Origin of the sequence: Rhodoplanes roseus (assembly GCF_003258865.1) — a bacterium.
GTDB classification, from domain to species: domain Bacteria; phylum Pseudomonadota; class Alphaproteobacteria; order Rhizobiales; family Xanthobacteraceae; genus Rhodoplanes; species Rhodoplanes roseus.
Window position 1 is genome coordinate 1 of the sequence record NZ_NPEX01000206.1, and the last position, 10,733, is coordinate 10,733.

The following is a 10,733-nucleotide window of genomic DNA, read 5'->3' on the forward strand; positions in this document are numbered from 1 at the left end:
GCCGGCGTGGCAGCCGAGGTCGCGGCGGCTGCTTCGGCGGCGGGGGCCGCGGGCGCGGGCGCGTCGGCGGCCGCGGGCGACAACGCCGGAGCGGACACGTCCGGCAGCGGCGCCGCCGTGACGATGTCTTCGGCCGGCGTGATGGTCAGCTCCATGTCGTCGAGGAGGAACATGAACACCTCCTCGATCGCGTCGTGGGGCTTCTCGGTGGTGAGCAGAACCTCCCAGCCGACGTGGCATTCCAGCGGGTCGATCTCGTCGAGCGACGGGACCTCGCCGGTCTGCGCCACCACGACGGCGGTGCCGAGCGCGTGCAGGTCCTCGATCAGCAGGAGCGGGTTGGTGCCGCTCGCCATCGCACCCTTGGGCAGGCGGAACGTCACCCGCCACGTCGTCTCGCCGGTGGCGGCCGGGGTCGCGGCGGCGACCGGCTCGGCGGCGGCCGGCGCCGTCGCGGCCGTGCCGGCCAGCACCATGCGGAGCTGGGTGAGAATGGTCTCGCCGACCACCGGGTCGGCCTCGTGCGGCGCCTCGATCAGGCGGCGCATCTGGTCCTTGGCACCGAGCGTCAGGGCGATCAGCGCCGGGCTGGCGCTCACCTGGCCCTTGCGGACCAGATCGAAGGCGGTCTCGACGTGATGCGTGAAGGCGGCGAGCCGGTCGAAGCCGAACATCGCGCCCGAGCCCTTGATCGTGTGCAGCGCCCGGAACGCGCCGTCGATCAGGTCGCCGTCGGCCGGCCGGTGCTCCAGGTCGAGCAGCGTGTGCTCGAGCGTCTCGAGCAGCTCCTGGGCTTCCTGACGGAACGTGTCGGTGGCGTCGATGGTGGTCATGCGCCCAATACCTTCCTGACCACGGCGACGAGCTGGTCCTGCTGGAACGGCTTGGTGATCCAGCCGGTCGCGCCCGCCTCCTTGGCCTCCTTCTTCACGTTCGCGTCGGATTCGGTGGTGAGAAACAGGATCGGCACGCCCCGATAGGTCGGCAGCTTGCGCAGCTCGCGGATCAGCGCGAGCCCGTTCATCACCGGCATGTTGAGGTCGGTCACGACCATGTCGACCGGCGTGGCCCGCGCCTTGGCGAGGCCGTCGGCGCCGTCGTTGGCCTGCAGCACCTTGTATCCGGCGCCCTGCAGGGTGAGCTGCACCATCTGGCGCACGCTGGCGGAGTCGTCGACGTTGAGGATGGTCTTGCTCATGAGAGATCCGATGCTTGCAGCCAGAACGGGGGTCCGCCGAGCGGATCGGCAGGGTCGGAAGCGAGGAATCCGGCACGGTCGAGGGCGGTGCGGAGCGCGCCGGTCGCCGGGCTCGCGAGAGTCAGCGACTTGCCTGCAGCGCCGGCGGCGCGACGCGCGGCGAGGAGAAGCTGGATCAGGCTGAGGTCGAAGTCCTCGATGCCGTCGAGACGAACCCGGACCGCGGCATGGGCCTCGATCTCGGTCCTCAACCGGTCGTGCGCGGCCCCGATGGTGCGGACCGTCTGGGCGCCGGCGAGTTCGACCAGGCCATTCTCCTGGTTGGTATTATGCACGGGACACACCTGTTTCAGCGCGACGCGCGGCGAGGCCTATGGCTCTGCCTTTCCACGCGTTTCCTGAAACCGAGTTACGCGCATGGGTTTTAAGCCAGGCTTAACGGGCGATAGCCTGGGCAATTCGCACTTACTAATAAAGGACCACGAAATATCGTTTAAACTTCGTCTCGACCCCCACGCGGATCGTTATCACGCATTCAGATCACGAAGGATGTGAGCGTCTCGGACCCAGCACTGGCCGTGAGCTTCCCGCGAGATCGTGGCGCGAAAAACATCGTAAACGGGACGGCTCGCCGGGCCGGTCCGGCACGGTGAAACGGCGGCGGGCGACGTGATCACGACGCCCGGGCGGCCCCAATTCGCATAGCCGTCATGCACTGCTCCTCGCCGGAAACGCCGAGGTCGGCCGCCGGCGCACGCACGCCGGAGCGCGCCGCGCGCAGCACGTCGCCGATCAGAACGAGGCACGGACCGGCCGGCAACGTGGCGATCGCATCCTTCAGATCGCCGACCGTCGTGATCACGCGCCGCTCGCCCGGCCGCGTCGCATCGACGATGGCGACGGCCGGCGTCGCGGCCGGAAGCCCCGCCGCGAGGGCGCGAGCGACGAGCGCCGGCACTGTGCGGCGCGGCATGTAGACGGCCGTCGTGACGCCGGGATCGGCCAGCGCGGCACCGTTCAGATCCTCCGGCAGGGCGCCGTCGCGATCGTGTCCGGTGACGTACTGGACGCGGCGCGCCACCCCGCGCTCGGTGAGCGACACGCCGAGCCGCGCCGCGGCGCCTTGCGCGGCCGTGACGCCCGGCACGATCGCGACCGGAATGCCGGCCTCGTGCGCCGCGGCGATCTCCTCGCCGCCGCGGCCGAACACGCCGGGATCGCCGCTCTTCAGGCGAACCACGCGCTTGCCCTGCCGGGCGAGGCCGATCATCAGGACGTTGATGTCCTCCTGCCGGCAGGACGGCCGGTGCCCGGTCTTGCCGACCAGCATGGTGCGGGCCTCGCGGCGCGCGAAGGCGAGCACGTCGGGCGAGACGAGATCGTCGTACAGCACCACGTCGGCGCCCCGCAGCGCCCGCACGGCGGCGAGCGTGAGCAGCTCCGGATCGCCCGGCCCGGCGCCGACCAGCGTGACGGAGCCGCCGGTTTCGTCGGTCCCGCCGGCCAGGAGATCGTCGAGATCGTCCGGCGTCGGCGCGCGGTCGGGCTCGCCGAAGGCGCGGTCGGCGAAGCGCTGCCAGAAGGCGCGGCGCGCCGGCATGGATGCGATCCGGCCCGCCACCTCGTCGCGCCAGAGCTTCGCGGCGGCGAGCCAGCGCGCCAGCCCGACCGGCACCAGCGCCTCGATCCTGGAGCGGAGCGTCTGCGCCAGCACCGGGGCAGCGCCGTCGGTCGAGATGCCGACGACCAGCGGCGAGCGGTTGACGATGGCGCCGAACTGAACGTCGCACAGCTCCGGCCGGTCGACCGCGTTGACGATCGCCCCGCTTTGTCGCGCGACGTCGACGGCGCGTTGCGCCTCCTCGGCATCCTCCAGCGCGACGATCACGACGCGGGCGCCGGCCAGATCGCCGGCGGCCCATGGACGCTGGTGCAGCGTCACGCTGCCGTCCGGCACGGTGCCGGGCGCCTCGCGCATCCCCTCTGAAAGCTCGGCCGCGATCACGTCCACGCGGGCGCCCGCCGAGGCGAGCAGCCGCGCCTTCCAGGCGGCGCCGGCATTGCCACCCAGCACGACGGCGCGATGCCCGCGCAACGGAACGAACACGGGCAGCACGGCGAGCGGCGCGAGGCCGCCGGCGCGCGTCTCTTCCGGACGACGGTCAGGCCGCGACACGGGGCACCTCCGCCAGCAGGCGCTGGAGCTCTGGAACGCAGGAGCCGCAATTGGTGCCGGCCTTCAGCACGGCGCCGATGGCGGCGGCGTCGGCCGCCCCGGCGGCGATCGCCGTCTGGATGGCGTCGCGGCCGACCGAGAAGCAGGCGCAGACCAGCGGGCCGCAATCGGCGGCGCCGTCCTGCGCCCGGCCCGAGAGCACCGAGAGGCGGGCGGAGGCCGGCAGGGTCTCGACCGCGAGCAGCGGGGCGAGCGTCTCCCAGCGCGGCGCCTTTCCGGCCGGGCCGAGGAAGACCGCGCCCGCCAGCCGCTCGCCCGCGAAGGCAGCGCTGCGAAACACCTCGCGGGCGGGATCGCGCAGCTCGGCCTGCTCGCGCTCCGGGAACAAGGCCTCGACCGCCGGCACGAGCGCGTCGAGCGGCCGGTCCGTCGCGAGCGTCCAGGCCCAGCCACCCGCGACGGCGATGCGGGCCCACCAGACGCCGTCGGGCAGCGCCACCGGCCCGCGCGACAATGCGACGCCGGCGAGCCGCATGGCGACGGGCGACAACCGCGCCGGCGTCGCCTTGGCCTCGGGCTGGCCCGAATAGGGGTCCGTGTCGCCCTGCACCAACGGCCCGACGCGGCCGTGCGAGGAGGTCTCGGCGGTCCAGTGGATCGGCGCGAAGATCTCGCCGGCCCGCACGACGTCGGTCTCGACGACCCGCAGCACGGCGTCGCCATAGGCGGTCTCGACGCGCGCGAAACCCCCGTTGACGAGGCCGAAGCGCAGGGCGTCGTCCGGATGCACCTCGACGAAGGGCTCGGGGCGGTGGGCGCCGAGCCGCGGCGACAGGCCGGTGCGCGTCATCGTGTGCCACTGGTCGCGCACCCGCCCGGTGACGAGGCGGAGCGGAAACTCCGGCGAGGTCCCGCGGGCGAGCGCCGGCATCGCGGCCGGCACGAAGCGGGCGCGGCGGTCTGGCGTGACGAAGTCGCCGTTGCCGAACAGGCGCGCCGTGCCCCCGATCGTGCCGCGCGGCACCGGCCACTGCACCGGCGCCAGCGCGTCGTAGCCGGCGTCGTCGAGAGCGGCTAGGCCGGAGATGTCGAAGGCGCGCTCGCCACGGTTCTCGAAGCCGGAGAGCGCGGCGTGCTCGCGAAACACCGCAGCCGGCGACGTCCAGGCGAAGGCGTCGGCGTGCCCCAGTCGTACGGCGACGCGCGACAGAGCCCACCAGTCCGGCCGCACCTCGCCCGGCAGCGGCAGGACGGAGCGCTGGCGCGAGATGCGACGCTCCGAGTTGGTGACGGTGCCGTCCTTCTCGCCCCAGGCGGCGGCGGGCAGGCGGATGTGCGCGCCGGCCACCAGCGTGTCGTTGGACGCGACGTTCTCGGAGACGACGAGCAGGTCGAGCCGCTTCAGCGCGTCGCGCACCGCGTCGGCGCGTGGCAGCGACACGGCCGGGTTGGTGCCCATCACCCACAGCGCCCTGATGCGCCCGTCGGCAACCGCATCGAACAGATCGACGGCCTTGAGGCCCTCGCCCGTCACCGTGGCGGGCTCGTTCCAGAACCGGCGGACGCGGTCGATCTCGGCGGCCGAGAAGCCCATGTGGGCGGCCAGCATGTTGGCGAGGCCGCCGACCTCGCGGCCGCCCATGGCATTGGGCTGGCCCGTGAAGGACAGCGGCCCCATGCCGGGTCGGCCGATGCGACCGGTGGCGAGATGGCAGGCGACGATGCTCGTGACCTTGTCGGTGCCCTGGGCCGACTGGTTGACGCCCTGCGAGTAGACGGTGACGACCTTGTCGGTCCCACGCCACGCCGTGACGAAGGCCTGCAGCTCGGCCTCGCTGACGCCGGAGCGGGCCGCGGCTGCGGCGAGGCTCGGCGCGATCTCGCGAGCCCGCGCGAGAGTCTCATCGAAGCCGGTCGTGTGGGCGGCGATGAATGCGCGGTCCAGCGCGTCCGTGTCGGCGAGCTGCACGAGCAGCCAGGCGAACAGCACCGTGTCCATGCCGGGCGCGACGGCGAGATGGAGGTCCGCCTCGCCGGCCGTCGCGGTGCGGCGCGGATCGATGACGATCACCCGGGTGCCGCGGGCGCGGCGCGCGGCGGCGATGCGCTGCCACAGCACCGGATGGCACCACGCCGCATTGGAGCCGACCAGCACCGCCAGATCGGCCAGCTCCAGATCTTCGTAATTGCCCGGCACCACGTCGCCGCCGAAGGTGCGGCGATGGCCGGCGACCGACGACGCCATGCACAGGCGCGAGTTGGTGTCGACGTTCGGCGTTCCGATGAAGCCCTTGGCGAGCTTGTTGGCGACGTAATAGTCCTCGGTGAGGAGCTGGCCCGACAGATAGAAGCCGACCGACTCGCGGCCGTGCGTCCTGATCACGGTCTTCAGCCGCGTCGCCACGGCGTCCAACGCCGCGTCCCAGCTCGCGCGGGCGCCGTCCACCACCGGATGCAGCAGCCGCGTCTCGAGGCCGAGCGTCTCGCCGAGCGCCGCGCCCTTCGAGCACAGCCGCCCGAAGTTCGACGGATGCGCCGGGTCGCCCGCCACGGCCGCGCCGCCCTGCCCGTTCGGCGTCGCCAGGATGCCGCAGCCGACGCCGCAATACGGACAGGTGGTGCGAACCGCGTCGCTCGGAGACGTCATCGGGACCTCAATACACGTCGGCCTGATAGCGGCCGGCCTTCTTCAGCGCCGCGACGTAGGCGACGGCGGCGTCGGCGGAGCGGCCGCCGTGCTGCTCGACGATGTCGACCAGCGCCCGCTCGACATCCTTGGCCATGCGCTTGGCGTCGCCGCAGACGGCCAGGTGGGCGCCCTGCTCCAGCCAGGCGAACAGCTCGGCGCCGAGCTCGCGCATGCGGTCCTGCACGTAGAACTTCTCGGTGCCGTCGCGCGACCAGGCGAGCGACAGGCGCGTCAGCACGCCGGCGCTCTTCAACGCGTTCAGCTCGCTCTCGTAGAAGAAGTCGCAGTCGCGCCGCTGGTGCCCGAAGAACAGCCAGTTCTTCCCCGGCGCCTGGGTCGCGGCGCGCTCCTGCAGGAAGGCGCGGAACGGCGCGATGCCGGTGCCGGGGCCGACCATGATCAGCGGCGTCTCCGGATTTTCCGGCACGCCGAAGCCGTGCGCCCGTTGCACATAGACGAGCACGCGGGTTCCCGCGGGCACGCGCTCGCCCAGATACGTCGAGGCGACGCCGAAGCGGCCGCGGCGGTTGATGGTGTAGCGCACCGCGTCGACCGTGAGCGAGACACGGCCCGGATTGGCCTTCGGCGACGACGAGATCGAGTAGAGCCGCGGCTGCAGCGGGTCGAGCGCCTCGACGAACGCCTCTGCCGAGGGCCGCACGCCGAACTTGATCAGTGCGCCGAGCACGTCGAGATGGGCGGCGTCGCCGTCCGGATCCTCGCCGGCCGCCAGCGCCCGCGCCTTCTGGCGCAGTGCGCCGCCCGTCACATAGGAGAAGAGCTGGAACAGCGCGTCGGGCGCCGCCCCGAGCGACACCTCGCGCGACAGAACCTGGTGGAGCGGCTTGCCGCCGACCAGCCCCTCGGGCCGCGCGCCGAGCTGCGCGATCACGGCGTCGACGAGACCCGGCGCGTTCGTCGCGAACACGCCGAGGCTGTCGCCGACCGTGTAGGTCACGCCGGTATCGGAGAGATCGAGCTCGATATGGAACGTCTCCTTCTCGGAGCCTGCTCCGTTGAGGCGGCGTCGTCCGACGAACACCGCCTCCACGGGCGCCTCGCGAGAGTAGCCGCGCTCCGCGGCGGGCGCCGGCGACGCCTCGCCCAGCGCGGGCGCGATCGAAGGGGCCGGCGCATCGGCGCCGATCTCGCCGGCCAGCGCCTTCACGGCCCGAAACGTCTCCTTGCCGCCGGGGGCGCAGAGATTGAGCCGCGCCTCGGCGCCGGTGGCCAGTGCATTCGCGTAGGCCGCACAGGTGTAGCCGCACTGGCCGCAGTCCTGCTGCGCCATCGCGGCCATCAGGCGCGGCGCGATCGGGCGCTCGGCCGCCAGCGCCTGACGCTCGGCGAGCGGCATCGCCGGATCGTGCCACGGCGCATCGTCGTTGTCGGCGAGCCCGGACTCGCTCGCCGCCCCGCTCGCCCCCGCCGGCGCATCGACCGGCACGGGCGCGGTGCCGGGCGCCGCCAGCGCGGCGAAGAAGCTGCCGAGCCAGGCGCGCTGCTCCGGCGAGAACGGCGCCGTCTCGGGCAGCACGAAACAGGAGGGTGGCTGAACCGACGCGTTCATTCGGCGGCCTCCAGGGCGCGCGTCGCGGCCGGCGCGACGCCTTTCAGGTGGTCCACTCCCACCCGCAGCGTGAACTGCTGAAAGCTCTCGTCGGGCCCGCGGCGGCCGTCCAGATAGGCGCGCAGCAGCGCCTCGACATGGACGGCGGCACGCTCGGCCGGCACCGCCGTCCACAGCATGCGGCCGATGGCGGCGTTCTCGGCAAAACCGCCGCCGACCACGATGTCGTAGCCCTCGACCGTGTCGCCCTCGCTGCCGACCGGCACCTTGACGCCGATCAGACCGACATCTCCGATGTAGTGCTGGGCGCAGGAGTTCGGGCAGCCCGTGAGATGGATGTTGACCGGCACGTCGAGCGCGAGGCGCGCCTCGACGTGAGCCGCGATGTCGAGCGCGCTCTCCTTGGTGTGGGCATTGGCGAACTTGCAGCCCGTCATGCCGGTGCAGGCGACGAGGCCCGCGCGGATCGAGGTCGGCTGCGCCGACAGGCCGAGCGCGGCGAGCCGCGCCTCCACGTCGCCGGCGCGCTCCCGCGCCACACCGGAGACCAGCAGATTCTGCCACACCGTGAGCCGCACGTCGCCGTCGCCGAGCTCGCGGGCGATCGCCGCGATGCCGCGCATCTGATCGGTGGTCAGCCGGCCGACCGGCACGACGACGCCGACATAGATGCGGCCGTCCTGTGCTTGCGGGTGCACGCCGAGATGCGCCATGCGATCCGTCATCGGGCGTGGCGCCAGATGGGCGGCGTCGACACGGTCGAGCGTGCGGCCCAGCACATCCTCGACCCGGGCCAGGAAGCCGTCGAAGCCGAGCCGGTCCAGCACGTATTTGAGCCGCGACTTGGCGCGGTTGGTGCGGTCGCCCTCGGCGACGAAGACGCGCACGATCGCATCGGCAACGGCGGTGCAGTCCGCCGGCCGTACGACGGCGCCGGTGTCGCGCGCCAAATCCCGGTGGCCCGAGATGCCGCCGAGCGCGAGCCGCATCCAGACACCCGCCTCCACTGGCGCGCCGTCCAGCACGCGGACCGCCTGGAAACCGATGTCGTTGGTCTCCTCCAGCGCCGGAATTTTTCCGCCGCCGTCGAACGACACGTTGAATTTTCGCGGGAGACCAATCATGGCCCGCTCGTTGAGGATGTGGAAATGCCACGCCCTCGCCAGCGGCCGCGTGTCGATCAGCTCCTGCGGATCGATGCCGGCGGTCGGCGAGCCGGTGACGTTGCGGATGTTGTCGGCTCCGGCGCCGCGGCCGGTGAGGCCGAGATCCGAGAGGCCTTCGAGAAACGGCGCGGCGCTCTCGGGCGCGATCTCGCGGACCTGCAGATTGGCGCGCGTCGTCACATGGGTGTAGCCGCCGCCGTACTGGTCGGCGAGCGCGGCGACACCGGCGAACTGCCAGTGATTCAGAATTCCGTTGGGGATGCGCAGCCGCGCCATGTACGAGGTCTGGGCCGGCGCCACCCAAAAGAGGCCGTGATAGCGCCAGCGGAAATTGTCGGGCACGCTCGGCGCCTTGCCGGCGTCGGCCTCGCGCTTCAAGCGGCCATAGGCCTCGAACGGATGCTCGGCGCGCTTCCACTTTTCCGGGTCGGCCAGCTTGTGGCCCGCCGCCAGGGTCTTGTCCTGCGCGGCGAGATGGATGGCGTCGGGCCCGCTCGGCGGCGCCGCCGGCGCGGCCGCCCCGGCCGGTGCGCCGACCGACTTCACCACGGCCATGCCGGCCGCCATGCCTTCGAGATAGCGCTTCTGCTCGGCCGAGAAATCGGACATGGGGGCGCTCCTCAGGCGGCCACGGCGACGGCGGGCGTATCGGTCGCGACGGCAGCGGGCGGCCCGAACACCAGATCGTCGCGCATCGCGCTCACGTCGGCGCCGGACGCGATCAGGTCGAGATAGAAGCCGGCATGGCGGGTCTCGCCGACCAGGATGGCGCCGACGAGCGTTTGGCCGCTCACCACCAGCCGGGCGTAGCGGCCGGCCCAAGAATCCGACAACGTGATCACGTCGGCGCCGGCCGGCGGCGTCACGTCACCGGCCGAGAACACCGGGACGCCCGAGACCTTCAGCCGCGTCGACAGCAGCGTGCCGTCGTAGCGGGCGTCCTCGCCGGCGAGCCGGCGCGCCAGCACGGCCGCCTGCGCATAACCGGGCTCGACCAGCCCGTAGACGGTGCCGCGATGGGAGACGCATTCGCCGATGGCATGGATGCGCGGCACCGACGTCGCGAGCGCGTCGTCGACGGCGATTCCGCGGGACACCGTGAGGCCTGCCGTCGCCGCGAGACCGGTCGACGGGCGGACGCCGACGGCGACGACGACCAGCGCGGCCGGCAGCACGCGGCCGTCGGCGAGCCGCACCGCCTCGGCGCGCCCGTTCCCCTCGACCGCGGCGGTCTGCGCCTCCAGCACGATGTCGATGCCCTTCGTCCGCAGGGTGGCCTCGACGATGCGCGCGGCGCCGTCGTCGAGCTGACGCTCCATCACCCGGTCGGCGAGATGGACGAGCGTCACCGGACCGCCGGCGCGCGCGAGGCCGTAGGCGGCTTCGAGGCCGAGCAGGCCGCCGCCGATCACCACGGCCGGCGTCTTCGCCACGGCGGCCTCGCGCATGACCGCGACGTCCGAAAGATCCCGGAACGTGATCACGCCGGGGAGATCCATGCCGGGCACGGGAAGCCGGATCGGTTCCGAGCCGGTCGCCAGCACCAGACGGTCGTAAGGCACGACGCCGTGCGCCTCGACCAGAAGCTCGCGCTCGACGGCGTCGATGGCGGTGACGCGGGCGCCGGTGATCAGTCGCGCCCGGTTGGCCAGATACCAGCGGCGATCGCGAAAGCGGCAGTCCTGCTCGGTCACGTCGCCGGCCAGCAGCGAGGAGAGCAGCACGCGATTGTAGGCGGGCGTGGGCTCCGCCCCGATCACGGTCACGTCGAACCGATCGCCGGCCCGCCGCGTCACCTCCTCGACGAAGCGCAGCCCGACCATGCCGTTGCCGACGACGACGAGACGTTCACGCATGGCGTGTTCCGTCCCGCAGAGTCAGCCGCGCTTCACCCTCCCCTGGAGGGGGAGGGTCGGGCGTCCGCGAAGCGGACG

The 10,733-nt window shown here is 72.5% G+C and carries 8 protein-coding genes; all 8 read right to left on the reverse strand.

Annotated elements, in window-relative coordinates; translation table 11 throughout:
- A partial coding sequence (locus CH341_RS22655; RefSeq protein WP_210208547.1) for an Hpt domain-containing protein occupies positions 1-833 on the reverse strand: 833 nt, incomplete at its 3' end.
- Entirely contained in the window at positions 830-1,198 is a 369-nt protein-coding gene (locus tag CH341_RS22660) for a response regulator (RefSeq protein ID WP_111421253.1), read from the reverse strand. The genes CH341_RS22660 and CH341_RS22655, both read right to left, overlap by 4 nt.
- Positions 1,195-1,533: an STAS domain-containing protein gene (locus CH341_RS22665; protein WP_210208549.1), complete on the reverse strand. Its 339-nt coding sequence runs from the start codon at positions 1,531-1,533 to the stop codon at positions 1,195-1,197. Before CH341_RS22665 ends, CH341_RS22660 begins: the two co-directional genes overlap by 4 nt.
- Before the next feature lie 338 nt (positions 1,534-1,871).
- Positions 1,872-3,374, reverse strand: coding sequence for a siroheme synthase CysG (gene cysG / locus CH341_RS22670; protein WP_111421254.1), 1,503 nt, complete (start codon positions 3,372-3,374; stop codon positions 1,872-1,874).
- Positions 3,361-6,021 (reverse strand): nitrate reductase, encoded by a 2,661-nt coding sequence (locus CH341_RS22675; protein WP_111421255.1) that lies wholly within the window; start codon positions 6,019-6,021, stop codon positions 3,361-3,363. The genes cysG and CH341_RS22675 overlap by 14 nt, the downstream gene beginning before the upstream one ends.
- Before the next feature lie 7 nt (positions 6,022-6,028).
- Positions 6,029-7,633, reverse strand: coding sequence for a sulfite reductase subunit alpha (locus tag CH341_RS22680; RefSeq protein WP_111421257.1), 1,605 nt, complete (start codon positions 7,631-7,633; stop codon positions 6,029-6,031).
- The gene (locus CH341_RS22685; protein ID WP_111421259.1) at positions 7,630-9,408 is read right to left on the reverse strand and encodes a NirA family protein; all 1,779 of its coding nucleotides are present in this window, start codon (positions 9,406-9,408) and stop codon (positions 7,630-7,632) included. The genes CH341_RS22680 and CH341_RS22685 overlap by 4 nt, the downstream gene beginning before the upstream one ends.
- Positions 9,409-9,419: 11 nt before the next feature.
- Entirely contained in the window at positions 9,420-10,655 is a 1,236-nt protein-coding gene (locus CH341_RS22690) for an NAD(P)/FAD-dependent oxidoreductase (RefSeq protein WP_111421260.1), read from the reverse strand.
- Positions 10,656-10,733: the final 78 nt, after the last annotated feature.